Source organism: Kribbella sp. NPDC055110 (genome assembly GCF_053607525.1).
This window is the reverse complement of the sequence record NZ_JBSGTS010000029.1, coordinates 51556-76864: the sequence shown is the minus strand read 5'-3', so window position 1 is coordinate 76864 and position 25309 is coordinate 51556. Positions and strand designations below refer to the sequence as shown.

Here is a 25309-nt window from a genome sequence, read left to right as displayed (position 1 = left end):
CGCGCTCCGCGCGGCGTGGCATGGGGCTGTGACTCCCGGTCTTCCCTCGTCGCTCCGGTCGCTTCGCTCCCTCCGCTCCTCAGTCCAGACCGGGAGGCCCCATGCCACTGCTTGAAGTAAGGGATCTTCGGGTCTCCTTCGACACCCCGGACGGTACTGTCCGTGCCGTCCGGGGGTTGTCGTTCGACGTGGAAGCCGGGCAGACGCTCGCCGTGGTGGGCGAGTCCGGATCCGGCAAGAGCGTCTCCACCCAGACCATCACCGGCCTCACCCGGGGCGCCAAGGTCTCCGGTACGGCGTACTTCGACGGCACCGACCTGATCACCGCGGACCAGGCGACGCTCCGGCGGCTGCGGGGCGCGCAGATCGGGATGATCTTCCAGGATCCGCTGTCCAGCCTGCACCCGCAGTACCGGATCGGCTGGCAGATCGTGGAGATGATCCGGGCGCACGACCTGACGATCAGCAAACAGGCGGCCCGGAAACGCGCCGCCGAACTGCTCAGCCTGGTCGGCATCCCGCGGGCGGCGGAGCGGATCGACGACTATCCGCACCAGTTCTCCGGCGGGATGCGGCAACGGGTGATGATCGCGATGGCGATGGCCCTCGACCCGGCGCTGCTGATCGCGGACGAGCCGACCACCGCGCTCGACGTGACGGTCCAGGCCCAGGTGCTGAACGTGATGCGCCGCCTGCAGGAACAGTTCGGTACGGCGATCATCCTGATCACGCACGACCTCGGCGTGGTGGCCGAGATGGCCGACGAGGTCGTGGTCATGTACGCCGGCGCGGTGATGGAACACGCTCCGCGCCGAGACATCTTCTACCGCAACCACCACCCGTACACGCAGGGTCTGCTCGCCTCCCTACCCGCCCGCAGCGAGGACCGGCTGACCCCGATTCCGGGGACACCGCCGAGCCTGATCAACCTGCCGAAGGGCTGCCCGTTCGCGGCGCGTTGCTCGCACGTGTTCGACAAGTGCTCGGAACCACCACCGCTGATCGACGTGGGCGGCGATCCGCGTCATCAGTCCGCGTGCTGGCTCCCCCACGACGTGAACGAGGCGGTGGCTTCATGAACGACGTACTGCTCAAGGTGGACGATGTCCGCAAGGAGTTTCCGACGCATTCCAAGGAGGTCGTGCAGGCCGTCGCCGGGGTCTCGTTGGAGGTGCACAAGGGCGAGACGCTCGGGCTGGTCGGCGAGACCGGCTGTGGGAAGTCGACGCTGGCCCGTTGCATGGCGCATCTGTACGACGTGACGTCGGGCTCGGTGTGGTTCGAGGGCCAGGAGATCAGCAAGCTCTCGCGCAAGGCCATGCGGCCGCTGCGCCGGGACGTGCAGGTGATCTTCCAGGACCCGTACGGCTCGCTGAACCCGCGTCGCCGGGTCGGGTCGATCATCGGCGACCCGTTCGCGATCCACAACATTGCTTCCGGCAACGAGCGGAAGAAAAAGGTCCAGGAGCTGATGGAGCTGGTCGGGCTGAATCCCGAGCACTACAACAGGTTTCCGGCCGAGTTCTCCGGTGGCCAACGGCAACGGATCGGGGTCGCGCGGGCGCTCGCGCTGCGGCCGAAGCTGGTGATCTGCGACGAACCGGTGTCGGCGCTGGACGTGTCGATCCAGGCGCAGATCATCAACCTGCTCTCGGATCTGCAGGGGGAATTCGACCTCACCTACGTGTTCATCTCGCACGATCTGTCGGTGGTCCGGCACGTGAGCGACCGGATCGCGGTGATGTACCTGGGCAAGATCGTCGAACTGGCGCCGACCAGTGAACTGTTCGGGCAGACCCGGCATCCGTACACGAGGGCTCTGCTGTCGGCGTTGCCGGTGGCGGACCCGGACACCGCCGACAGCCGCGAGCAGATCATCCTCGGCGGCGACATCCCGTCCGCGACGAACCCGCCGTCCGGCTGCCGGTTCCACACCAGGTGCCCGAAGGCGCGGCTCGACTGCACAGCCGAGGAACCACCCCTCGAACCAGTCTTGAACGACCAACCACAGCACCGAACCGCCTGCTTCTACCCGCTGACGGTGGGCGAGGACTTGTCCACCGCCGTACCTGACCTGAAGGCATCATGACCGCGGCCATCGAGAGGCTCGATGTTATCGACGAGCCGAAGGCGATCGAGGGGCGGAGTCCTTTCTCGCTCGCGTTGCGGCGGCTGCGCAAGGACAAGGTCGCGATGATCTCGCTCGTCGTGATCGTGCTGATCGTGCTGATGGCGATCCTCGCGCCGGTCTTCGCGGCCGTCACGGGCCATCCGCCCAACGAGCAGTACCGCGACATCGGGCTGACGCCGGACGGCCTGCCGCGCGGACCGAACGGCACGTTCTGGCTGGGGACCGACGACCTCGGCCGCGACATCCTGGTACGGATCGCGTACGGCGCCCGCATCTCACTGCTCGTCGGCGTGATCGCGACCGCCATCACGGTCGTCATCGGCGTCGTACTGGGACTGGCAGCGGGGTTCCTCGGGGGGATCACCGACACCATCCTGGCGCGGCTGATCGACGTGGTGCTGTCCGTACCGTTCCTGCTGGTCGCGATCGCGCTGGTGTCCGTGACCGGCCCGAGCCTGACCGTCACGGTGCTGGTGATCGGCTGCTTCAGTTGGGCGTCCGTGGCCCGGATCGTCCGCGGTCAGGTGCTGTCGCTGCGAGAACGGGAGTTCGTCGAGGCGGCCCGTTCGCTCGGCGCCGGCGACCGGCGGATCATGTTCGTCGACGTACTGCCGAACGTGATCGCGCCGGTGATCGTCTACACCACCTTGCTGATCCCCGTGGTGATCGTGACCCAGGCGACGTTGTCGTTCCTCGGGCTCGGACTGCCCCCGCCGACCGCCGACTGGGGCGGGATGATCAGCGAGTCGCAGAACTACTACACGACCGCGTGGTGGTTCATCCTGTTCCCGGGTCTGGCGCTGCTGATCACCACGCTCGCCTTCAACCTCTTCGGTGACGGGGTCCGGGACGCCTTCGACCCCCGCGCAGATCGGACCTGATCATGGCCATGTTCCTGATCCGCCGGATCGGTCACGGGATCCTGGTCCTGTGGCTGATCAGCGTGGCGGTGTTCGCGCTGTTCTTCGTTGCTCCGAGCAACGTCGCGCAGACGCTCGCCGGCCGGCAGGGTACGCCGGAGACGATCGCGCTGATCAAGCACCGGCTCGGTCTCGACCTGCCGGTATGGCAGCAGTACCTGCATTTCCTCGGCAATGCGGTGAAGGGGAACCTCGGGTACGACTACTACCACCAGGTGCCGGTGACGCACATCATCGCTCAGGCCTTGCCGATCACGGTGTCGCTGGCGCTCGGAGCGGCCGTGCTGTGGCTGTCGCTGGGCGTGTTCAACGGCGTCATCTCGGCAACCCACCCGCGATCGCTGGCAGACCGCGGGCTGACGTTGTTCGCGTTGTTCTTCTACTCGTTCCCGTCGTTCCTGCTGGGCTTGCTGCTGCTGTATTTCCTGTATTTCCGTCTCACGCTGTCCGGCTTCGGCTGGTTCCCGGCGGGTGGGTACGCACCGCTTGCCGGCGGGATCGGGCCTTGGTTCCAGCACCTGCTGCTGCCCTGGGTCGCCCTCGCCTTGTTGCTGGCGGCAACGTATACCCGCCTGACCCGGGGCTCGATGCTGGACGTTCTCGGTGAGGACTACATCCGGACCGCACGGTCGAAGGGAATCCGGGAGAGCCGCGTGGTCGTCGTACACGGCCTGCGCAGCGCGCTCACTCCGGTGGTCACACAGTTCGGTATCGACCTCGGGCAGCTGATCGGCGGCGTGGTCGTCACCGAGACCGTGTTCAGCCTGCCCGGGCTCGGGCAGACCGCCGTGGTCGCGATCAACCAGCAAGACCTGCCGGTGATCATCGGCATCGTCCTGTTCGCCTCCGCGGCAGTCGTGGTCTCGAACATCCTGGTCGACATCGGCTACGCCGTACTCGATCCGCGGGTGCGACTGCACTAGCTGTACCGAAGGACGGGTGGTATGTGGCCCGTCCTTCGGTACGTTGTTCCCCGTGATCGCTGTCTATGGTGCTGGTGGGATCGGGTGTTACGTGGGTGGCCGGCTGGCCGCGACCGGTACGCCGGTGACGTTCGTCGGCCGTCCACGGATGGCGGCCGCGGCGTCGCACGGGTTGCAGCTGACCGACTATCTGGGGGCGGACCTCCGGGTCGACGATGTTCGGTTCGAGACGACGCCGGCGGGCGCGGCGGACGCGGACCTGGTGCTCGTGACGGTGAAGTCCGCGGCAACGGCGGGCGCTGCGGAGGAGCTGGCCGAGGTGCTGTCGCCGGGGACCGTGGTCGTGAGTTTCCAGAACGGCGTGCGGAACGGCGAGGTGCTGCGGTCGCGGTTGACCGAGCAGGTCGTGGTGACCGGCATGGTCCCGTTCAACGTGCTGAACCGGGGCGCGGGCGTGTTCCACCAGGGCACCGAAGGCGCGCTCGACGTACAGCGGGATGCAGCGCTGGCGCCGTACCTGAAGCCTTTTGAGCGAGCAGGATTGCCGCTCGCGCAGCACGACGACATCCTTCCGGTGCAGTGGGCGAAGCTCCTGCTGAACCTGAACAATCCGATCAACGCGCTCTCGAACCTGCCGTTGCGCGACGAGCTCTCGCAACGCGCGTATCGCCGTTGCCTGGCCGCCGCGCAGGCCGAGACCCTCGGACTCCTCGACGCGGCGGGGATCCGCCCGGCCCAGCTCCTCGCCGTCCCGATGCACCGCTTCCCTGCCGTACTTCGGTTGCCCGACTTCCTGTTCCGCCGGGTCGCGAGCAAGGTGCTTGCCGTCGACCCACTCGCCCGTACGTCGATGTGGGAGGACCTCGAGGCCGGCCGGACGACCGAGATCGACTACCTGAACGGCGAGGTCGTCCGGCTGGCCGAGTCCCTCGGGCGTGCCGCGCCGGTCAACCAACGGCTGGTGGAGCTGATCCGCGCCGCCGAGACCGACCGCCGCTCGTGGTCCGGTCCTGACCTCCTTCATGAGTTGTCTTGAAATATGAGATGATATCTCTCGTATCATGAACGGGGCAGCGGGTCATGCGAGTACGGCGGCGGCCGTCGTACACGGGGATCTTCTAGAGCTGGAGCTGGGCGGCGGGCGGTAGCCGCGTCGGGTCGGCGATCGGCCAGTCGACGGGTGGTTCGGGGAGCTCGTCCAGTTGCAGGAGGCACCAGGGCGAGAGATCCGGGAGCTCGCGTACTTCGTGCCACTCCGCCCACCGGTAGTCCGCGACCTCGGTCGGGTTCGGCGTCGGGTCACCGGTCCACCACGCTCGGTACACCGGGCAGATCTCGTTCTCGACCATGCCGGTCGGCATCTCGGCGCGGTACCGGAACTCGGGCAGCACCAGATCCACCGTGTCCGCCACGATCCCCAGTTCGTCCGCGAGCCGGCGCCGTACCGCGTGCTCGAGCGACTCGCCCGGAAGTGGGTGCCCGCAGCAACTATTGGTCCAGACACCCGGCCAGGTGGGCTTGTCGAGCGCCCGCCGGGTCAGCAGCACCCGCCCGGCCGCGTCGACCACGTAGCTGGAGAACGCGAGATGCAGCGGCGTCGCCGCGTGGTGGACCGCCGCCTTCGCCTCGGTCCCGACCGCACGCCCGTCCTCGTCCACCAGCACAACCCGCTCGTCGATCACGTCTTGAGCCTAATCGGATTCCGGTAGGTCGCCGGCAGCTGTTAGCCTCAGGGTGTGACCAAGCACTGCGTGATCTATCGACCGGCTCTGGGAGGAGTCGGCACACCGTAGTCGCTGCACCCAGAGCCTCCGAGGCAGGAACCGTCCGGTTCCTGCCTCTTTCCGTTTGTTTCGGTCTGCCGGAGGCACTGGTACACGGGTGCCTCGTCCCGAGAGGAACCTCATGAACGCTGTCATCGACCGGTTACGCCGTACCACCGAGCTCATCGTCGGCGAGGACGACCTGCGCGAACGCCTGGAGTCCGGGCAGCCGCTGCGGATCAAGTACGGCGTCGACTGCACCGCGCCCGACCTCCATCTCGGGCACGCGGTCAACCTGTGGATGATGCGCCAGCTGCAGGACCTCGGGCACCGGGTCGTGTTCCTGCTCGGCGACCTCACCACCCGCGTCGGCGACCCGACCGGGCGCTCCGAGACCCGCCCGGTTCTCACCCCAGCGCAGATCGACGCGAACGCCGCATCGTTCCTCGAGCAGGTGTCGCTGGTACTGCGGACCGACCCCGAGGTCTTCGAAGTACGACGGAATTCCGAGTGGTACGACGCGATGCCGGTGGCGGAGCTGTTGAGCCTGTTCGCCCAGGTCACGCAGGCGCAGCTGATGAGCCGGGACATGTTCCGCGAGCGGGTCGCGGCCGGGCGCGAGATCGCCGTACACGAGCTGGTGTACCCGGTGCTGCAGGGATACGACAGCTTCGCGATGCAGAGCGATTTGACGATCGTGGGGTCGGACCAGCTGTTCAACGAGCAGCTCGGACGGCACTTCCAGCAGCGGCTGGGCGCACCGCCGCAGGTGGTGATCACGACGACGATCACGCCCGGAATCGATGGTCGGGCCAAGCAGTCGAAGTCGCTCAACAACTACATCGGATTGACAGACAGTCCGCGGGACAAGTTCGGGAAACTGATGAGCATTCCGGACTCGCTCGTCGAGGCGTACGCGCGGGTCTACACCGAGCTCCCCCTCGACACGGTCGCCGCGCTCGCGGATGCAACCGGCCCGGCAGCGCGCGACGCCAAGCTCCGGTTGGCGGCCGCGGTCGTAACTCGGTACCACGGCGCCGGCGTCGCCAAGTCTGAGCTGGACGCCTTCCGTCACACGTTTTCCGAGCGTTCCGAACCGGACGAGATGCCCGAGGTCGTCGTCGGCGCTGAGGTCGCGACTGCCTTCGATCTGCTACGTGCCGTCCGTCCGAACGACAGCAAGTCCGCGCTGCGCCGTCTGCTGCAGCAGGGCGCGGTGACGATCAACGGCGTACGGATGGACGACCCGACCGCTGCGATCGAGCTCGACGCCGGTGTGTTGCTGAAGTCAGGCGCTCGCACTTGGCACCGGATCACGCGAAAGTAGGCGTGGTGGAATTCAAGACGGTGGAGGCGGTGGTCAGCGTCGGCGACCGGTACATCGGGCAGGCGCCGGCCTTCGCCGTCGAGCCGGGATGGTGGGCCGAGGTCGAGGCGATCACCCGTCACCTCGACGAGCTGCTCGGGGTTAGGACAGTCGTACTCCGACTCGTCCACGCCGACGAGGCCGTGATCGGTCGCGGCGGACGGGTCGTGTACCACGTCCAGGACGACCCCACCACCTGCCTCCAGGCAGCCCTCCGCACGCTGACCGGGTAACTGGGCACCCTCCCCAGGGACTGGGCACAAGCAATTGCCTGTTCCCAGTCACCGGGGCCTATTCCGACACCTACGAGACGCCAGCCGGGCTAGTCAGCGCGTCCGGGATCGCCGGGCCGGACATTGCGCCGTGATGTACGGGCAAAAGTGCATCGCTATTCGTGCCCGGCTTTCTGTGACAGGGTTATGCCGGTGACGATCCTGATTACGGGCGCGAGCGGAAACGCCGGCGGCGCCGTGGTGCAATCGCTCGCGGAGCAGGGGATCCCGGGGCGGGCGCTGATCCGCTCGGCGCGTGAGCTTCCCGCTGGTATCGAGCCGGTGTACGGCGACCTCAATCGGCCGGAAACGTTCGTGGACGCGTTACCCGGGGTGACCGGGATTTTCCTGTTGAGCGGTTACGACCGGCTCGAGGAATTGCTCGCGAACGCGGTGCGGGCCGGGGTGCGGAAAGTCGTCGTACTGTCCAGCAGTTCGCTCGACGGCGAGCTGACGAACGCGGTCGCCGCGTACCACCACGCCACCGAGGAAGCGGTCCGGGCGTCCGGGCTGGAGTGGACGTTCCTGCGGCCGAACTCGTTCATGTCGAACACCCTGCGCTGGCGCGACCAGTTGTCGGCGGGCGACGAGGTGCGGGTGCAGTTCCCCGACGTACCGGTGTCGACGATCCATCCTCGCGACATCGCCGACGTCGCGGTCCGCGCACTCCAGGGCTCCCACGACAACGAGGTACTGCGCCTCACCGGGCCGGTCGCCCTCACCCCGGTAGAACAGGTAGCAATCCTCGCCGAGGCCCTGCACCGCCCGCTGACGGCGTACCCGATGACCCGCGCCGAAACCCACGAGGCCCTCCACGCCTCGATGCCGGCGCCCTACGCCGAAGCCATCGAGTCCTTCTTCGCCGACCACACCATCGACGAAACCACCGTCACCAACACCGTCCCCGAGGTCACCGGCCACCCCGCCCAAACCCTCCAAACCTGGACCCACCAAAACGCCAACCTCTTCACCTGACCGAACTGCGACCCGTGCAACAGGTACTGGTGGGCTAGCACCCGATATTCCCTGTCCCCAGCCCCCAGAAGGTGTCACCTCCCCCGACAGCCGGCTGGCCGTACCCGCCTGCAAGCGCGGTCCGTTGCGGCGCGGCTGCGTGCGGTGGTTAGTTGGCCAGCGCGTTCAGGTACTCCGTGGTTGTGCAGGTTGTGCCGAGGCGGGGGAAGACGTAGGTGAGGGCGAAGTTGTGGGCGTGGTCGTCCAGGCCGGTCATGGCGTCGGTGAGGAAGAAGGTTTCGTAGCCGAGGTCGGAGGCGGCGCGGCCGGTGGATTCGACGCCGAAGTTGGTGGCGATGCCGGCGAGTACGACGTTCGCGATGCCGCGGGACTGGAGCTCGGCGTCGAGGGCAGTGCGGCCGAACGCGCCGACCGTCTGCTTGACGATCTCCAGGTCACCGGGCTGCGGCGCGACCTCGGGCGCGAACCCGCTGCCCTCCGGCTGCACCTCCACCCCGGGCCGATCGACGCGGACGTTCACCACCAGCCCGCCGGCGGACCGTGTCGCCGCGGCCAACTCCACCGACCGCTCGAGCACGACCGATCCAGTAAGCGGTGCGGTCTCCAGCGCGATGATCCGCGGCATCAGGTCGATCAGGACGAGCGCGGTACGACGGGACTCCAAAGGGTTCACGGGGTGAGCCTAAGATCCAGCAGATCCACCCCGACGAGGTAGCCGGTTGCTGCCCCGTTCTTGCCGGTAACGGTCACCATGAACTGGTGATCGCCCGCCGCCAACTGGACGGTGCCGAGCGCAACTGTCTGTGTACCGACGCCAGACGCCTGGTAGCCGTCGAAGCTGACCGCAGCGTTCCCGTCGATCTGTACGTCGACGACCCCGTAGTCAGCCGCCCGAGTCAGCACCGTCGACAACTGGTACGAACCGGTCGTCGGAACGTTGAACCCGAGCACCGTCTTGTCACCGACCTTCGCCCCGTGGATCCAAGCCTGCGCACCACCCGACCAACTAACCCCACAACAGTTCCCCTGCGGATCAACCGCGACGGTCGACGACACCGGCGGCAGCATCGACTCCCCCTCAACCCGCAACGTGCTCCCACTCGTGCCCTGCACAGCACTCGACTTCGGACCGGTATGACCCGCGAGATCGACCGCCGCGATCCGGTACGTCCACGTCTCGTGCAGCCCGAGGCCACGGTGCAAGAACCCCGGCAGCGGCGACGTACCGAGCAACTTCTCAGCTCCACCCTGGGGAGCGCCATACACGTTGTACTGCGCGACCCCACTGTCATCGCCGACGTCGTTCCACGTCACGTTGATCGCGTTGTCGGAGCGACCCGTTGCAGTCACACCGCCGACCACGCCGGGCGCCCGGCTGTCGCTGTACGGCGCCGTCAGCGACTGGACGACGTACGACGATGCGGTCCACGCCGGCCCCGTCGGGCGGAGCTCGATGTCGAGGCGGCTCTTGCCGGACGTGATTGCTGCAGGCAACTGGTAGTTGTCGTCGAGCCAGCGTTGATGAGTGTTGCCGAGCGGCTGCAGCCACGTGCCCGCATCCTTGCCGTTGACAACCACCTGCGCCGATTGCCCGCCGGCGTCCTGGTCGCTCGTCCGGCGAAGCGTGACGCCACGGTTCGCCGGGTCGGTCTTCACGCTGAAGCGGATCGACTGCGTGCTGGAGCGGACCTGGTCGGTGAGGATGATGTCGTCGTGATCGCCTTCGTACACCGAGCTGAGATCCGCCTGCGTTCCGTTGTCGACGTACCCGTGCTGCTCGCGACTGCCCGCCGACCCGGTGTCGACGCGGTCGGTCTCCCGCGCACCGAAGTTTGACGTGGTGTAAAGGAAGGCTGTCGAGCCGTAGATCGCCGGGTGGTCGTCCTGCTGGCCGTGCTCGATCCCAAAGTCGAGCTGGTTCTCGAACGCGACCGAGTCGGTGATGTGCAGTCGCCACGCGCCGTCGCACTCGTTGGTGCAGAAACCGGCCCGGACCTCGTGCGCGGAGTTGCCGTGGAACGGGGTCGAGTACGTGCCCGCGTTGAAGTACCAGCCGGACTCGTAGTAGTCCTCGGTGCCGGTGCCGTGGATGGCCGGCGTCCGCTCGCCGTCGACGTACACCCGCTCGTCACCCTCCAGGTACCCGCGAGTGTTGCCGTCGGCAAGCAGTCCTTCCATGGTCTGCGAGACGCCGACGAACTTGCCTCGGCCGGCCACATCGGCGAACGTCCAGTCACTCCCCTGGGTCGTCTCGCCACGCGTCGAGATCGCGGTGAAGTAGCCAATCTTCCCAGCCGCCAGGTCGGCCGCCTTACGACCGTCGCGAGCCGACGTCACCTCGGCCTGCCCCTTCAGCGGGTACGTCGTCTTGTTGACGAGCGTGACCGTGGCGCGCGCGGCGTACGGCATCGGCCACCAGGAGGAGTACCAGCCGTCGGGGTCCATGGCGAAGAAGAGCGAGTGGACCGGGTTCTCGCCGAGACCGGAGCCGAAGAACTCGCCGAGCGGGGCATCGACCCGCTTCTGGCCGTCGATCGTCACCTGCACCCGCACACCCGCCAGGAGTGTGTCGGACGGCTTCACGCGGGCGGCATCCTCGTCCGTCGCGGCGTACGTCATGGCGTGCTCGCCGCTCCAGTTCTGCTTGGTGATCGCGTACCCGTGGGCCTGCTCGTCGGCGACGTGATTCGGGCCGACATCGAGCGTGTCGGTGCGCCCGGCCGTGGAATCGACCCAGTACGCGAACTCGTTGAAGTCCAGGTCGGACGAGACGAACTCGTTCGTGATCGTGATCTGCGACTTGCCCGCGGTCAGCGCGGCCGGGAGGTCGACGGACTGGTCGTGCCACTGCGCGCCCTGTGCCTTGAGCGGCGCCCACTCGCCCGCGGGCGCGCCGTCGACGAGGATCTTCGCGCGCTGGTTTCCGATCCGCAGATCCATCCGGCGCGTCAGCTTCACGCCCGTGTTGGCCGGGTCGATCTTCAACGTGAACGTGCTTCCACCGAGGAACGCGCGCCCGTCGTCGGCGAAGCTCTTCAGGTCGAGGCCGACGAGGTCAGGCAGCTTCAGCCGCAGCGCACTAAGTTCACCGGCGCCACGGGTATCGACCATCGTCACCTGCTTGCCGGGGGCAACGTTCAGCGGAGTGCTCGTGGTCCGCGCGTCAGGCCACGCGGGCTTGGGATCCTTCGTGCCGGCCGCGTTGAGCAGGGCAAGCACGTCCTCGGCCTTGTCGCTCGGGTCGAACGTCTGTACGCCGTTCGCGTCCGGGAACTGGCGGTAGTCGACGTGGTAGAAGTACGGATTCGTCTGCGTGGTGATCCGCATCGAGGAGCGGTACGGCATCGGGACGCGGATGTAGACGCCACCGCTGGTCTGTACGCCGTTCGCGACCAACGGATAGCTGAACGGCGCACCGAGCTTGCCGTCGACGATGTCCTGCAACGAACCGTGCAGCACCTGCTTGCCGTCCAGTTCGACGGTGATCGTGCCGGTCTTCGTGACGTTGCCTTCGTCGCGCGTGAACCAGATCGAGGCGACCTCACCAGGGCCGCTGTCCTCGGCGATCACACAGCCCGCGTCCGTCGTACGCAAGCAGGAGTAGGTACCTTCGAAGCCGTCGTTGTTCGTGCCGTCGCGGCCGAAACTGGAGAACTGTTTGGTGCGGACAGCGGTCTGCAACTCGGGCAGGCGGTCGAGGTTCCGGTACACCTCCCAGCCGACCGGTCCGTTGCTCCCGGACGTGCCGGCCGAGGCCGGCACCGCACCGGTCAGCAGCAAGGCCGAAGTGACGAGGAGAACGACAGCACGACGGAGCATGGGCGGTTTCCTTCGTGATGGGAAATCGATTTCTGAGATGTTTACCACCGATGTTTGTGGTTGAGAAGGGCTCAGGCAGACTGGACCCCGCACACAACTCGAGACTGCGGGAGATTTCGATGAGTTCTGCCAAAGCCCAGATCGGCGTGACCGGCCTCGCGGTGATGGGACGTAACCTGGCCCGGAACCTCGCGCGCAACGGGTTCCGCGTCGCCCTCCACAACCGCTCCCAGGCCCGCACCGACGCGCTGGTCGCGGAGTTCGGCTCCGAGGGCGAGTTCATCCCCTCCACCGACCTCGCGAGCTTCGTCGAGTCGCTGGAGCAGCCGCGCAAGGTGATCATCATGGTCAAGGCCGGCGCACCGACCGACGCGGTTATCGACGAACTGGTGCCGCTGCTCGCCGAGGGCGACATCGTCGTCGACGCCGGTAACGCGCACTTCCTCGACACGCGGCGCCGGGAGAGCGCGCTGAAGGAGAAGGGCCTGCACTTCGTCGGCAGCGGCGTCTCCGGCGGCGAGGAGGGCGCGCTGAACGGCCCGAGCATCATGCCGGGCGGCTCCCCGGAGTCGTACGCGGCGCTGGAGCCGATGCTGACCAAGATCTCCGCGCACGTGAACGGCGAGCCGTGCTGCGTGCACGTCGGTCCGGACGGCGCCGGCCATTTCGTGAAGATGCTGCACAACGGCATCGAGTACGCCGACATGCAGCTGATCGCGGAGGCCTACGACCTGCTCCGGCAGGTGCTCGGCCTGTCCCCGGCGGAGCTCGCGGACGTGTTCCGGGAGTGGAACACCGGCGACCTCGAGTCGTTCCTGATCGAGATCACCGCCGAGGTCCTCAGCCAGACCGATCCCACCACGGGCGGCGCCTTCGTGGACATCGTCCTCGACCAGGCGGAACAGAAGGGCACCGGCCGCTGGACCGTGCAGTCCGCGCTCGACCTGGGCATCCCGGTGAGCGGCATGGCCGAGGCGGTGTTCGCACGGTCGCTGTCGGGTGACGTCGTACGGCGGGAAGCCGCGGCCGGCGTACTGCCCGGGCCCGGGGACGTGAAGGCGGAGGTCGACCGGGACGCGTTCATCGACGACGTACGGCACGCGCTGTACTCGTCGAAGATCGTGGCCTACGCCCAGGGCTTCGACGCGATCCGCGCGGCCAGCGACGAGTACGACTGGAACATCGACCTCGGCGCGATGGCGAAGATCTGGCGGGGCGGCTGCATCATCCGGGCGCGGTTCCTGGACCGCGTCACGGAGGCCTACGACCGGAACCCGTCGCTGCCCTCGCTGCTCGTGGACGACTACTTCAAGGAAGCAGTTGCCAGCGGGCAGGAGGCCTGGCGACGGGTTGTCGCGACGGCGGCGACGATCGGCGTACCGGCACCCGGTTTCTCGGCCGCGCTCTCGTACTACGACGGTCTGCGCGCCGAGCGGCTACCCGCTGCGCTCATCCAGGGGCTGCGCGACCTGTTCGGAGCGCACACCTACAAGCGCGTCGACCGCGAGGGCAGCTATCACCTGGAGTGGTCCGGCGACCGCTCCGAGACGACCGCGTAGACAGCAAGCGCAGCAACACAGAGGAAGCCTGCCGCTCCGACGCCGGCCACGTTGAACCCGTGGACGACGTCGGAGTGCGCGGCCACTGTTCCGGCGACTGTGCTGAGCAGCGCCGTACCCAGTGATGCGCCGACCTGCTGGGACGTCATGACCATGGCGCCGGCCACTGCACTGTCGGAGCCGGCGCCGAGGGTGGCAGTGCTGTTGGCGGTGACTAGGACCCAGCCGGTGCCTAGACCGACCAGCAGGAACACAGGCATGACCTGCAGCCAGTAGTTGGAGTCAGCGCGCAGGAGGCCGAGCAGTGCGAGACCTGCTGCGATGGTGAGGAGTCCTGGGCAGATGAGTGCGCGGACGCTCACCTTGGCCAGCAGGCGGCTCACTGCACGTACACCGACCATCAGTCCGACTGTCAGCGGCAGGAAGCTCAGACCTGCCCGGATCGGCGAGTAGTGGCGGACGGTCTGCAGGTAGAAGGTCAGGAAGAACAGCGCGGCGAACATGCCGATCGCCAGGCTGAAGACGGCCAGGTACGAGCCACCTCGCTTCCGGTCTCTGAGAATCCTCAGCGGCAAGAGCGGAGAGGCCACGCGCGCTTGGACAGCCAGGAACGCGCCTAGGAGTGCCACACCGGCAGCCAAGGGCGCGTACGTCGCGGGCGCGCCCCACCCATCCGACTCTGCTCGGGCGAATCCGAACACCACTGCCATCAACCCAGTGGTGGCCAGCAGCGCACCCAGTACGTCGACTCGCACGCCTGGAGTGCGCTGGACCGGAGGTACGGCGTACAGGACACCTGCCGCGGCCAGTGCAGCGATGGGGAGGTTGACGTACATGGACCAGCGCCAGTCCAGGTACTCCGTCAGCACGCCGCCGGCCAGGACGCCCAGTCCAGACGCACTGCCCATGACGGCGCCGTAGATCCCGAACGCCTTTCCACGCTCCGCTGGTGCCGGGAACGAGGCTGCGAGCGTTGCCAGCACCGCTGGGGTCAGCAACGCGCCGAAGACGCCCTGCAATGCACGTCCGGTCAGCAGCATCGCGCCAGTGGTCGCTGCCCCGCCCAGCGCGGAGGCCAGTGCGAATCCGGTCAGCCCGATCAGGAGCGCTCGCCGACGCCCGATCAGGTCGCTCATCCGTCCACCGAGCAGCAGGAGTCCGCCGTACCCCAATGCGAACAGGGTGATCACCCACTGCCGCGACGGATCCGACAGTCCCAGGTCCTGCTGCATCGACGGCAACGCGATGTTCACGATCGTCAGATCGATCCCCACCATCAACTGCGCCGTCGCCACCGCCCCCAACGCCCACCACCGCCGCTCCACGACCTGCGGAAGTGCGATCTGTTCTTCGAGTTCGCTCATCGTCATCCTTAAGTGAACAGCTGTAGTGCTACGACTGTAAGGCAACGTGCGTTGCAATACAATCGGATCCATGGACGCAGGGACGACGCGGAGCCGGAACCGGCGCGGGCAGGGCGAGCTGCTCCGGCGCGAGATCATCGACGCCGCACTGCGGATGCTGAACGAGCTCGGCGACGACGAGGCGCTCTCGCTGCGCGCGGTCGCCCGCGAGGTCGGGATCGCGGCGACCTCGGTGTACATCCACTTCACCGACCGCGACGAGCTCGTGTTCGCGGCGCTCGAGCAGAGCACTGTCGATCTCCTGCGCGACCTCGAGCAGGCCGAAGCGAGCGGCGGCGACGATCCGGTACGTCGGCTACGCGCGCGACTCCTGTTCCTCGGCAGCTGGACGCGTGAGTACGCCGGCCTCTACAAGGTGCTGCACGAGAGCACGCTGAACCGGCGGATGCATCTGGTCTTCAAGGAGGAACTGTCGATCCGGGCGACCGCCGCCGTCCAGGCCTGCATGGACGCGGGGCTCGCGCCGGCGGACGACGCGGCGGCCGTGGCGCTCGACCTGCGCTCGGCGGTGCACGGCGCGGTCTCGATCCGCATCAACGAGCCGGAGGCCGATCTGCCGCCCTTGCAGGACCAGGTCGACCGGTTTCTGCACAGGCTGGTTGGCGTGCCTATCGAACATGTGTTCTAATAGTCGTCCAGCGCCAGTTCCGAAGGAGATCGCCGCAACGATGACTGTAGACACTCTGGCAGTTGAGACGCCGTCCGACCTCACCGACACTCCCGACCCGGTCAACCGGTCGACGGCCGCCGCCGAATCCACCTCTACCCCAGCACCGTCCGACGCAGCGCCGGCCGAGTCCGGCGAGGCTGTGAAGCCGAAGAAGGCGCCGGCCAAGAAGGCTGCGACCAAGAAGACCAAGACCATCGAGCTGACGCTGACCGTCACCGGGACGGCGGACGGCGAGTGGCGCGCCGAGCTGAAGCAGGGCACGACGTACCTGGCTCGCGACCTGGCCGTCGCCGCGGCCGCGGTGTCGCGCGCGGCCAAGGAGCTGCACGAGGACCTCTCGACCCCGATCGACGAGGTCATCGAGGAGGCCCGCTCCCAGCAGGCCGCCAAGGTCGCCGCCCTCGAAGCCGAACTGGATGCCGCCCGCAAAGCCCTCGCCGACCTCGACTGAGCCGCCGCCGAGGCCCCGACCGAGCTTCGACTGAGTCCGGCTGGGCCTCGACTGAGCTCCGCCTGATCCCGACGACAGGCTCCCCCTGGTCGGTCACCTTCCCTGATCAACCACGGGCAGGAAATGCAGAACCCGTCCGCAACCGTGTGAGGTGGTTGCGGGCGGGTTCTGAGATTTACTGGAGCTGTCCTCGCCTCACCTGCTCCAGACGCGCCGCGAGCCCGGTCCTCCAGTTGCTCGCCGAGCAAACCTGCGACCCACCAACCCCGTTGCCCACCGCAACAACCTGACGGGCGCCTCCTGGAGTGGTGGACAGAACCTGGGGCGACGCAACGGACTGGCGGCGCACGGGCGAGAACCGGGGGTGCGCCCGCGTGGTGGGTGCGTTGAACAGGTTATTTGCTGTCCGGCGACACCAGTTCCTATGCACCGGGGCCCGGGAACGGGGCATGAACGGGATGTGACTTACGCGGCACGCCGGGGTGGTGGGCGGGGGCGGGGAGTTGGCCTTACCGTGGGTGACCTGGGCCGGTCGGTGGGGCCTTTGATCTGGTCGAGGGGTTTGGCCGCTCCGGGGTGAGAAGGGGTCAGATGAGCACTTTCGAGGACTTGGGTTCGCTGCTGCTGGTGCGCGGCGCCGACGAGATCGACCATGCGGGCGGAAGCCTGTACGTCCACCTGCATCGCGTGGCCAAGCGGCTCAGCTCCCTCGGTGCGTCCGACACCCTGGTGCTGGCCGGGCTCGCCCACGCCGCGTACGGGACCGACGGCTTCCCGACGCACCTCTTCGACTGGCAGACCGAGCGCCCGGTCCTGGAGTCGGTGATCGGCACCGAGGCCGAGCTGATCGTCTACCGGTACGGCGCCTGCGACCGGGAGACCACCTGGCGCGACCTCGCCGAGCACCGCACCGTGGCGGACCGCTTCACCGGCACGTCGGAGGAGCTCGGCGCCGACGACCTCCGCGACTTCGTCGACCTGACGATCGTCAACGAGCTCGACGTCCTCGACCACGACGCCAAACGTGCGCTCAAGCTGGGCCCGTTCCTCGCCGAACAGATCCCGCGCTGGCAGTCCCTCGCCTCCCCGGCGGTCCTCACCGAGTCCCAGCGCATCCTGCAGCTGTAAACAGGGGCCTGTAAGACTGGGGCCTGTGAAACGGTTCCTGTGGCGGGGGTTCTTCGGACTTCTCGGGCTCTGGCTGATCGTCACCGCGGCATCACTCAGCTACAACCTCGTCACCAACGGGACCGCAGCACCACCACCAGGCCTCAAGTACGTGCGGGCCGGCGACATCAACACGCGCTACGACACCTGGGGTACGTCGGGAACACCCGTCGTACTCGTCCACGGTGCAGCGGAGTCCGTCGACACGTGGTCGCGGCTGGTACCGCTGCTCGCCACCAACCATCGCGTGTACGCGTACGACATCACCGGCTACGGGTACTCCGAGCGCAAGGCGCCGTACACGATCGAGCGTCTCGCGGCGCAGCTGCTCGGGTTCCTGGACGCGATGCACCTCGGCGGGCCGGGTGAGCCGCGGCCGATCCTGGTCGGGCACTCGCTCGGCGCCGGGATCGCGGCCGAGGCGACGCTGGAGGCGCCGGACCGGATCGGCGGGATCATGTTCCTCGACGGTGACGGGCTGCCGTTGCCGGGCGGGCAAGCCGGGCCGCCGCGGTGGCTGATCGTCCCGCCGTACCGGACGTCGCTGTTTCGGCTGGTGCTCGACCAGGGCTGGCTGCTGAAGAAGATCTACAACAGCGTCTGCTCCCCGGACTGCCCGGACATGGTTGTCGACGACTGGACCCGCCCGTTCCGGCAGCAAGGCGCCGAGAAGGCGGTCTGGCAGATGACCGCGCACGGCATCCCCGCGGTCGCGCCCGAGCGGCTGGCGAAGCTGAGCGCTCTGAAGCTCCCGAAAGCGGTCGTTTTCGGCGTCGACGACACGAACGGCGGCAACCCGACCGCGACCGCGACCCGCATCGGAGCCCCCGCGCCGACGCTGATCCCGAACGCAAACCACCTCACCCCGATCTCCAGCCCGGCCGAGGTGGCGGCCGCGATCAACGCACTTCGCTGATCGCAGATTTCTGGAAATCCGGCGGTTGCCGACGGATGATCGGGATATGGCCCGTTACGAAGTGGTTGCGCGCGCGAAGCCCGATCGTCGACTGTCCAACGCCGACTACATCGACCTCGCCCTGAACTCGTGGTCCTTGGACAAGGGCCTGCGGTTCCAGCGGATCGAGGACCTGCCGGACGGGTCGATCGCGGTCGTCCTGCAGCAGAAGATGTCGTCGCGTAAGCACGACACCGCCTGCGCGATGGCGAACCGGAGCCTCGCCCAGCTCGGGATCCCGGCCAGTCAGGTCCAGCAGATCGACCTGCACCGGATGACCCGCAAGGGCGGTCGTGCGCTGGTCCGCTCCTGGGTCGGCCCGAACAACCCGCCCGGGCCTGGCACCGCGGGCGACCGCGAGCCGCGGCGTCCGAAGCCGGCGCCGCCGCATCTGCAGGCCTACCTCAAGGAGTGAACACCTCGAACCGCGTGCCGTACTTCGTGCCCAGCTGAGTACCGGCCGGGCGGGACGTGCCTTCGAGGAACTCCTCCGGATCGAAGTTCGGCCAGTTCAGCCCGTCGATGTAGGCCTTGTGCGCCTTCAGCGACTGCACTCCGATGTCGAACGTGCCGGTGGTGTCGACTCCGTGCCGCGCGTCGGGTGAGCCGGCCGCCCACACTTGCCGTACGCCGTCCCACTTGTCGCCGGCGTCGGTGAAGATCCACCGGTTCGCGGCGTCCCGGACCGCGTCGAGCGTGGCGCGGCCGGTGCTGATGTGGTCGGCCTGGTTGAGCAGGGCGTCGCCGTCCCAGGTGTCGCGGAAGTTGTTCGTGATGACGATCTCCGGCTGGTGCCGGCGGATCGCGGCGGTGATCACGCGGCGGAGCGCGACGCCGTACTCGATGGTGCCGTCGGGCTGGCCGAGGAACTCGACCGCGGAGACGCCGACGATCCGGGACGACTCGATCTGTTCGGCCTCGCGCAGCGAGGCGCACTCGGCCGGGTCGACGCCGTCGATCCCCGCCTCGCCGGAGGTCAGCAGGCAGTAGACGATCTGCTTGCCCTGTGCGGTCCAGCGCGCGATCGCGGCCGCCGTACCGAACTCGAGGTCGTCCGGATGCGCGACGACAGCCAGCGCCTTCTGCCAGTCCTCGACGACAGGCTCGAGAGTACTCATGCCCGCAGGCTAATCCCCGAAGACCTGACGGGTGTAGGCATTATCGAACGTGCGTTGCGGGTCGAGCCGGTCGCGGACCGCGAGGAAGTCGTCGAAGCGCGGGTAGCGGCCGCGCAGGTCGTCCGCGGTGAGGGTGTGCAGCTTGCCCCAGTGCGGCCGGCCATCGTAGTCGGCGACGATGTTCTCGAAGGCCCGGAAGTACGGGTCGTGCGCCAGCCGGTGGTACTGGTGGATGGCGACGTACGCCGTCTCGCGCCCGGATGCCGTGGACAGCCAGATGTCGTCTGGCGCGGCCACCCGGACCTCGATCGGGAACGGGATCCGTGACCCCGACGCGTCGATCCACTCGCGCAACCGGCGGATCACGTCGACGACATGCTCGCGCGGTACGGCGTACTCCGACTCGCGGAAGATCACGTTGCGCTCGGAACAGAACACCTTGTACGACGCGTCGACGTACTCCCGGGCCGACAGCGCGCGCGAGGCGAGCTGGTTGATCCGCGGCACCACACCGGGCCGCCGCATCGCGAGCCGATTCGTCAGCTCGAAGACCTTGTTGGACAGCAACTCGTCGTCGATCCAGCCGCGGACCCGGCCGACCGGCGAGGCGCCGACGCCCGGGCCGACCCGGTTGTTCCGCTTGGTCAGCGCGATGTCGGTGTGCGGGAACCAGTAGAACTCGAAGTGGTCGTTGCCGTCGGCAAGTTCGTCGAAACCGTCCAGGACCTCGGCGAGCGGCAGCGGCATCTCCTGCGCACGCAGCAGGAACGCCGGAACGCACTGCAAGGTCAGCGAGCTGATCACCCCGAGCGCACCGACCGAGACCCGGGCCGCGGCGAACACGTCCGGGTTCTCCTCCGCCGAGCAGTGCAGCACCGAACCGTCCGCAGTGACCAGGTCGAGCGCGACGACCTGCGTGGCCAGGCCCCCGAGCCGCGCACCGGTCCCGTGCGTGCCGGTTGAGATCGCGCCGGCGACGGTTTGCTTGTCGATGTCGCCGAGGTTCGCCATCGCAAGGTCGAACGCCGCCAGGCCCGCGTTCAGCTTCCGCAGCCCGGTGCCCGCGCCGACCGTGACCCGGCCGGAGTCCTTGTCGGCGTTGACGATCGAGGACAGGCCGTCCAGCCGGATCATCACCTGCTGCGGCACCCCGCAACCGGTGAACGAGTGCCCGGACCCGACGGCCTTGAGCTTCTTGCCCTGCTCAGCCGCGGACTTGACCGCTGCCGCAAGCTCGTCGGCCGAGCCCGGACGCAGGGTCTCGATGCCGGTCGCCGACTCGGTGCCGGCCCAGTTCCGCCAGGTGCTCATCCGAAGTTCTTCCCTTCGCCGCGGTAGGTGAGGAGTTCCTTCACCTCATCCCTCGACCCATCCGAGCCGATCGCGTGCACGACGTCGAACCGCTCCAGCATCTCGCCGGCTTTCGCGTAGCGCATCCACACTCTGTCGCCAATATGTAGCCGATCGGCCGATTGTCCCTGGACCGGAGTCTGCACCTCGCCGGCGCCTTCGGTGCCCAGCAGCTTCAGTCCGGACGGCGCAGCGGGCAGCGGCAGCCGCGACTTCTTCGCCGGCCCCGACGCCACGTACCCACCGCCGAAGAGCGTGACGATCCGCGGCGCGGGCCGCCGTACGACGTCCAGCACGTAAGCCATCGCGTGCTCGGGCTGGAATACGTCGTACTTGTCGAACAGGGTCGGACCGTACAGACCGGAGCCGGCGGTGACCTCGGTGACGACCGGGTCCGCACTGCTGATCTCCAGGCTGCCAGTCCCGCCACTGTTGACGATCCGGAGCGGCGCGACCTGCTTTACCGCGTCGACGACCGCGCCGCGGCGATCGGCGAGCTCAGCGGCCGAACGGCGCTTCACCCAGCGAACGGCCGGCGACGTGTCGGGCAGCCCGGCGATCTGCGCCTCGTAGAACATCACGCCGGTGAGCTCGAACGCGTCGTCGGCGGCGACGGTACGGGCCAGCGCCGCGACCTCGGACGGGGTCCGCAGCGGCGAGCGCCGTACGCCGAGATGCTGGCCGAAGATGCGCAACGAGGCGTCGACGTCGAGGCAGATCTGGATCCGGGCGGTGCCGGTCGCGGCGGCCCTGACGTACCCGAGGTGCTCCGGCGAGTCGATCATCAGCGTGATCCGGGACGCCGCCTCGGGGTCCTCGGAGAGCTCGCGGAGCGCGGTCCGGTGGGTCGTCGGATAGCCGAGCAGGATGTCGTCGACACCGTTGCGGGCCAGCCAGAGCGCCTCGGGCAGCGCGTAGCTCATCACGCCGTGGAACCCGGGCCGCTCGAGCGCGGCCGTGATCAGCGCGCGACAGCGGACCGACTTGGAGGCGATCCGGATCGGCGTACCGGCGGCGCGCCGGACCAGATCGTCGGCGTTCCGCTGGAACGCGGCGAGGTCGATCACCGCGTACGGCGCGTCCAGCCGCGCGGTCAGGCGGGCATACCGGTCGAAGTCACCCATAACCGGAGTGTAGGACACGAAATACTGAAAGGTAATACAACTTTAGGATTCGTCGATCACGGCTTCCAAGCTCGGTACGACGGTGTGCGCCCAGTCGGACTGTTTGTCCGGTTGGGCGGAGGTGGTTGCCAGGAGGGCGACTGTGGAGCCGCGGACCACCGAGAGGTCTACGTACGACTCGGCTGCGGCGTATGCACGAACCGCGGCAGTAGCTGTGGTGGTGGCCCACAACTGTTCGACAGACAGGTCGCCACCCGATCCGCAAGCCTTCATCCGGTGGTTGTAGCCGCTGTAGTACGTCTGCGCCTGCGCGGACGTATCGAACCGGAGCAGGAGGGCGGTAGCGGGCTGCGCCTCGGCTGTGCGGTAGCTGCCGGTAAGGGCGTGCGCGGGAACTGGCAGCGAGCCGTTGACTGGCTGGCCGGCGCAGCCGGAGGGCAGTGCTTCGTAGGAGGCCTGGTGTGGGTCGCGGCGGCGGGTCCAGGTGTTGTTGCCGATGAAACCGGCCTCTGCGCCACCTGGGTCTGTGTAGGTCTTCCAGCCCGGGCCGAGCTTGTCAGGTGCCGGGAGGTTGGCTGCGGTGAGCGGACCGGCGTTGGCCGGAGGCGGTGCGGTCGCCTGCTCGGGCACCTCCGGCGGTACGGCCGCATCTGTCGGCTTGGTGGAGCTCAGCGTGTTGGTGGGCACCGGGACCGTCCCGCCGACCACGGTAGGTATCGGGGTCGGTGTAGGCGTCGGTGTGGGCTCTTGGGCGGCCGAGTTGGAACTGCAGCCGACAAGAACGGCTGCCAGGGCACTAGCAACCACTAGTGCTTTCACTTCGGCTCGAAGTGCTGGTAGTCGGGCTTCGCCCAGCCTGCGCCCCAGAAGTATCCCTGGCCGACCAGTGCCTTCGTCGGCACGCTGCTCGCGAAGAGCATGCCGGGACGCGCCGGCGTACGCGTGCGGTACGCCAGCCCGTTCGACGGGTACCAGACGCCGTTCGCGGCCAGGTACGGGTTCTCCACGGTGTTGATGTCGATCGCCCACCCGTACGAGTGCGGCGACAGCGAGTACGGGTCACCCGTGACCCGGCGGCAGTTGAACGCGGACGTGTTGTCGGCCGCCATCGACTTGATGTCGCTGCCGCCGAACACGTCCACCCGGCGCATCTGCCGAATCGGGAACTTCGACGCGAGCGTCGAGGTCCACACGGTGATCATCTTCGCCACCGCGGCGTCCCGCAGGATCAGCTCACCGCGGTGCACGCGGCCGTCGAAACCCCAGTAGCTCAGTTGCAGCAGCCGCAGCGACGACGGCTTCACGGGGCATCCGGCGCGATACGTGCTCGGCACCATCGCGGCGGAGACGGCGTACACCTTGGGGTTCAGCGCCGCCTTGACGACGATCTTCGCGAGGCCGGAGTACTCCATCGCGGGCTGCGCGACGTACCGCGTCACGACGCGGACGGTCCGCGTCGACGGCACGTCGTCGGGAACCCGCAGCCGGAAGTTGCCTCCTGCATCCATCGTGCCGATGTTCAGCAGTCGCCACACGCCGCTGCCGAGGTACTCCTGCAGCGCGAGCTCCTTGCCCGGCTCGGCCGGCACCATCCGGCCGGTGACCGAGACGCCGGTCAGCGTCGCGTACCAGGACGCCGGGGTGTTGATCAGGATCTTCCGGTCCTGGATCGGCACCGTGCGGTAGTCCGAGATCGCGAGCGCCGTCTCGGCCTTGACCCCGATCATCGTGCGGAACGCCCAGGTGCCCGTGGACGCCGACACGAAGCTGAACTTGTAGACGCCGCCCGTCGTGGTCCGGGTCGAGGCGCGCAGCACCCAGGCGCCGGGGACGCGCTGCCACAGCGTGATGTACGAGCCGGTGATCGGCTGGCTGATCTTGCCGGTGAAGACAGTCGGCTTGTCCTCCCAGGACGCGGCCGGCTGGTCCAGCGAGATCGACCAAGCCGCCGCCGGAGTCACTGCTGGCGTAGGCGTCGGTGTGGGAGTAGGCGTTGCGGTTGGCGTTTCAGTAGGAGTCACAGACGGTGTGACACTCGGCGAAGGGCTTTCGTCCGCATGAGCCACCCCGACCGACCCAAGACTCAGCAGAACCGCTACCGCCACCCCGACGACGCGTTTCATCCGCCTCCCCCTCCGCTGGACAACACCTGCCCCTATAAGAGGCAGTCACACAGGGGAGACGTCACACGAAGACGGGAAGTTCTTTCAGTCCTGCAGTCTCTTCACCGCGGCGTCGATGCGCTCGTCGGTCCCGGTGAGCGCGACGCGGACGTGCCGGTCACCCGCGGTCCCGTAGAACGCGCCAGGTGCGACGAGGATCCCCCGGTCCGCCAGCGCGCCGACAGAGCCGTACGCGTCGTACGACGGGTGCGACGCCCACAGGTACAGCCCGCCGTTGGACAGGGTGATCTCCCAGCCCGCATCGGTCAGCGCGTCCCGCAGTACCGCACGGCGACGCAGGTAGCGAGCGCGCTGCTCCTCGACATGCGCGTCGTCGGCGAACGCGGCAGCCATCGCGGCCTGGATCGGCGACGGCACCATCAGCCCGGCGTGCTTGCGTACGGCGAGCAGCTCGGCCACGACGGTCGGGTCACCGGCGACGAAGCCAGCGCGGTACCCGGCCAGGTTGGAGCGCTTGGACAGCGAGTGCACCGCCAGCAGGTTGTCGAAGCTGCCACCGGACACGTCCGGGTGCAGCACCGACACAGGCTTCTCGTCCCAGCCGAACTCGGTGTAGCACTCGTCGCTGACCAGCAGTACGTCGTTCGCTCGCGCCCACTCGACCGCACGCCGCAGATCGGCTGCCGGGGTGATCTCACCGGACGGGTTGCGCGGAGAGTTCAGGTACGCGACCCGGACCGGCCCGCCGTACGTCGTCGGGTCCGCGACGGGCACGCTGTGCGCACGGGCCAGCGCCGCACCGGCCTCGTACGTCGGGTACGCCAGGTCCGGGATGAGGACGGTGTCACCGGCCCCGATGCCGAGCAGCGTCGGCAGCATCATGATCAGCTCCTTGGTGCCGATCACGGGCAGTACGCCGCTCTGCGGGTCGACGCCGGTCACGTCCAGCCGCCGCGCCATCCAGTCCACAGCTGCCAGCCGCGCCGCCGACGTACCGATCGTCGTCGGGTACGCCGGGGCGTCCGCCGCGTCGGCCAGCGCCTGCTTCACCAGCGCGGGCACCGGGTCGACAGGACTACCCACCGACAGGTCAACGATCCCGTCGGGATGCTCAGTCGCCTTCTGCTTGTACGGGGCGAGCTTGTCCCACGGGAAGTCTGGCAACCGGCTGGAGGTCTCGAAGATCACCCGCCCATTCT

General features: G+C 68.0%; 24 protein-coding genes. 14 read left to right on the top strand and 10 right to left on the bottom strand.

Features of this window, described 5'->3' with window-relative positions:
* Positions 1-101 precede the first annotated feature (101 nt).
* From ACWF0M_RS32535 to ACWF0M_RS32515, 5 genes are read left to right on the top strand one after another with little or no spacing between them, the layout of a single operon-like run.
* Positions 102-1079 (top strand): ABC transporter ATP-binding protein, encoded by a 978-nt coding sequence (locus tag ACWF0M_RS32535; protein ID WP_452239566.1) that lies wholly within the window; start codon positions 102-104, stop codon positions 1077-1079.
* Complete coding sequence (locus ACWF0M_RS32530) at positions 1076-2089, top strand: ABC transporter ATP-binding protein (RefSeq protein WP_452239565.1); 1014 nt, start codon at positions 1076-1078, stop codon at positions 2087-2089. The genes ACWF0M_RS32535 and ACWF0M_RS32530 overlap by 4 nt, the downstream gene beginning before the upstream one ends.
* A complete protein-coding gene (locus ACWF0M_RS32525) occupies positions 2086-3012 on the top strand; it encodes an ABC transporter permease (protein ID WP_452239564.1) in 927 nt (308 codons plus the stop codon). Before ACWF0M_RS32530 ends, ACWF0M_RS32525 begins: the two co-directional genes overlap by 4 nt.
* Before the next feature lie 2 nt (positions 3013-3014).
* Positions 3015-3974 (top strand): ABC transporter permease, encoded by a 960-nt coding sequence (locus tag ACWF0M_RS32520; protein WP_452239563.1) that lies wholly within the window; start codon positions 3015-3017, stop codon positions 3972-3974.
* Positions 3975-4026: 52 nt separating this feature from the next.
* Entirely contained in the window at positions 4027-5010 is a 984-nt protein-coding gene (locus ACWF0M_RS32515) for a 2-dehydropantoate 2-reductase (protein ID WP_452239562.1), read from the top strand.
* 82 nt (positions 5011-5092) lie between these two features.
* On the opposite strand, the gene idi is transcribed toward ACWF0M_RS32515, so the two are convergent.
* On the bottom strand, positions 5093-5656 hold the full coding sequence (gene idi, locus ACWF0M_RS32510; RefSeq protein ID WP_452239561.1) for an isopentenyl-diphosphate Delta-isomerase: 564 nt from the start codon (positions 5654-5656) through the stop codon (positions 5093-5095).
* A 223-nt stretch (positions 5657-5879) separates the two neighbouring features.
* Between idi and tyrS the strand changes: the two genes are divergently transcribed.
* The 3 genes from tyrS (at position 5880) to ACWF0M_RS32495 (ending at position 8350) form a co-directional block, all read left to right on the top strand.
* On the top strand, positions 5880-7064 hold the full coding sequence (gene tyrS / locus ACWF0M_RS32505) for a tyrosine--tRNA ligase (protein WP_452239560.1): 1185 nt from the start codon (positions 5880-5882) through the stop codon (positions 7062-7064).
* 5 nt (positions 7065-7069) lie between these two features.
* Positions 7070-7336 (top strand): hypothetical protein, encoded by a 267-nt coding sequence (locus ACWF0M_RS32500; protein WP_452239559.1) that lies wholly within the window; start codon positions 7070-7072, stop codon positions 7334-7336.
* A gap of 192 nt (positions 7337-7528) precedes the next feature.
* Positions 7529-8350 carry an NAD(P)H-binding protein gene (locus ACWF0M_RS32495; RefSeq protein WP_452239558.1) on the top strand — a complete coding sequence of 274 codons (822 nt, stop codon included), beginning with the start codon at positions 7529-7531 and terminating at the stop codon, positions 8348-8350.
* Between the two features lie 148 nt (positions 8351-8498).
* On the opposite strand, the gene ACWF0M_RS32490 is transcribed toward ACWF0M_RS32495, so the two are convergent.
* Positions 8499-9023, bottom strand: coding sequence for an isochorismatase family protein (locus ACWF0M_RS32490; RefSeq protein WP_452239557.1), 525 nt, complete (start codon positions 9021-9023; stop codon positions 8499-8501).
* Positions 9020-12169, bottom strand: a complete 3150-nt coding sequence (locus tag ACWF0M_RS32485; RefSeq protein ID WP_452239556.1) for a DUF2961 domain-containing protein — start codon at positions 12167-12169, stop codon at positions 9020-9022. Before ACWF0M_RS32485 ends, ACWF0M_RS32490 begins: the two co-directional genes overlap by 4 nt.
* A gap of 119 nt (positions 12170-12288) precedes the next feature.
* Here ACWF0M_RS32485 and gndA point away from each other — a divergent pair, with 119 nt between their 5' ends.
* Positions 12289-13728 carry an NADP-dependent phosphogluconate dehydrogenase gene (gene gndA, locus ACWF0M_RS32480; RefSeq protein ID WP_452239555.1) on the top strand — a complete coding sequence of 480 codons (1440 nt, stop codon included), beginning with the start codon at positions 12289-12291 and terminating at the stop codon, positions 13726-13728.
* Here the strand turns inward: gndA and ACWF0M_RS32475 are convergent.
* Positions 13686-15092 (bottom strand): MFS transporter, encoded by a 1407-nt coding sequence (locus ACWF0M_RS32475; protein WP_452239554.1) that lies wholly within the window; start codon positions 15090-15092, stop codon positions 13686-13688. The two genes, gndA and ACWF0M_RS32475, sit on opposite strands and share 43 nt — an antisense overlap.
* A gap of 70 nt (positions 15093-15162) precedes the next feature.
* Here ACWF0M_RS32475 and ACWF0M_RS32470 point away from each other — a divergent pair, with 70 nt between their 5' ends.
* The 5 genes from ACWF0M_RS32470 to ACWF0M_RS32450 all read left to right on the top strand — a co-directional run bounded on the left by ACWF0M_RS32470 (position 15163) and on the right by ACWF0M_RS32450 (position 18810).
* Positions 15163-15780 carry a TetR family transcriptional regulator gene (locus ACWF0M_RS32470; protein ID WP_452239553.1) on the top strand — a complete coding sequence of 206 codons (618 nt, stop codon included), beginning with the start codon at positions 15163-15165 and terminating at the stop codon, positions 15778-15780.
* 40 nt (positions 15781-15820) lie between these two features.
* Positions 15821-16273 (top strand): DUF6319 family protein, encoded by a 453-nt coding sequence (locus ACWF0M_RS32465; RefSeq protein ID WP_452239552.1) that lies wholly within the window; start codon positions 15821-15823, stop codon positions 16271-16273.
* A 591-nt stretch (positions 16274-16864) separates the two neighbouring features.
* On the top strand, positions 16865-17401 hold the full coding sequence (locus ACWF0M_RS32460; protein ID WP_452239551.1) for a DUF6817 domain-containing protein: 537 nt from the start codon (positions 16865-16867) through the stop codon (positions 17399-17401).
* 25 nt (positions 17402-17426) lie between these two features.
* Positions 17427-18356, top strand: a complete 930-nt coding sequence (locus tag ACWF0M_RS32455; protein ID WP_452239550.1) for an alpha/beta fold hydrolase — start codon at positions 17427-17429, stop codon at positions 18354-18356.
* Positions 18357-18402: 46 nt separating this feature from the next.
* The gene (locus tag ACWF0M_RS32450; RefSeq protein WP_452239549.1) at positions 18403-18810 is read left to right on the top strand and encodes a hypothetical protein; all 408 of its coding nucleotides are present in this window, start codon (positions 18403-18405) and stop codon (positions 18808-18810) included.
* Here the strand turns inward: ACWF0M_RS32450 and ACWF0M_RS32445 are convergent.
* The 6 genes from ACWF0M_RS32445 to dapC all read right to left on the bottom strand — a co-directional run bounded on the left by ACWF0M_RS32445 (position 18800) and on the right by dapC (position 25295).
* Positions 18800-19513, bottom strand: a complete 714-nt coding sequence (locus ACWF0M_RS32445; RefSeq protein ID WP_452239548.1) for a PIG-L deacetylase family protein — start codon at positions 19511-19513, stop codon at positions 18800-18802. The two genes, ACWF0M_RS32450 and ACWF0M_RS32445, sit on opposite strands and share 11 nt — an antisense overlap.
* A gap of 9 nt (positions 19514-19522) precedes the next feature.
* Complete coding sequence (locus tag ACWF0M_RS32440; RefSeq protein ID WP_452239547.1) at positions 19523-20824, bottom strand: D-arabinono-1,4-lactone oxidase; 1302 nt, start codon at positions 20822-20824, stop codon at positions 19523-19525.
* Positions 20821-21987 (bottom strand): amino acid deaminase/aldolase, encoded by a 1167-nt coding sequence (locus ACWF0M_RS32435; protein ID WP_452239546.1) that lies wholly within the window; start codon positions 21985-21987, stop codon positions 20821-20823. Before ACWF0M_RS32435 ends, ACWF0M_RS32440 begins: the two co-directional genes overlap by 4 nt.
* A gap of 42 nt (positions 21988-22029) precedes the next feature.
* On the bottom strand, positions 22030-22674 hold the full coding sequence (locus ACWF0M_RS32430) for a hypothetical protein (protein ID WP_452239545.1): 645 nt from the start codon (positions 22672-22674) through the stop codon (positions 22030-22032).
* Positions 22675-22802: 128 nt separating this feature from the next.
* Positions 22803-23948, bottom strand: coding sequence for a M15 family metallopeptidase (locus ACWF0M_RS32425; protein ID WP_452239544.1), 1146 nt, complete (start codon positions 23946-23948; stop codon positions 22803-22805).
* A 246-nt stretch (positions 23949-24194) separates the two neighbouring features.
* The gene (dapC, locus tag ACWF0M_RS32420; protein ID WP_452239592.1) at positions 24195-25295 is read right to left on the bottom strand and encodes a succinyldiaminopimelate transaminase; all 1101 of its coding nucleotides are present in this window, start codon (positions 25293-25295) and stop codon (positions 24195-24197) included.
* Positions 25296-25309: the final 14 nt, after the last annotated feature.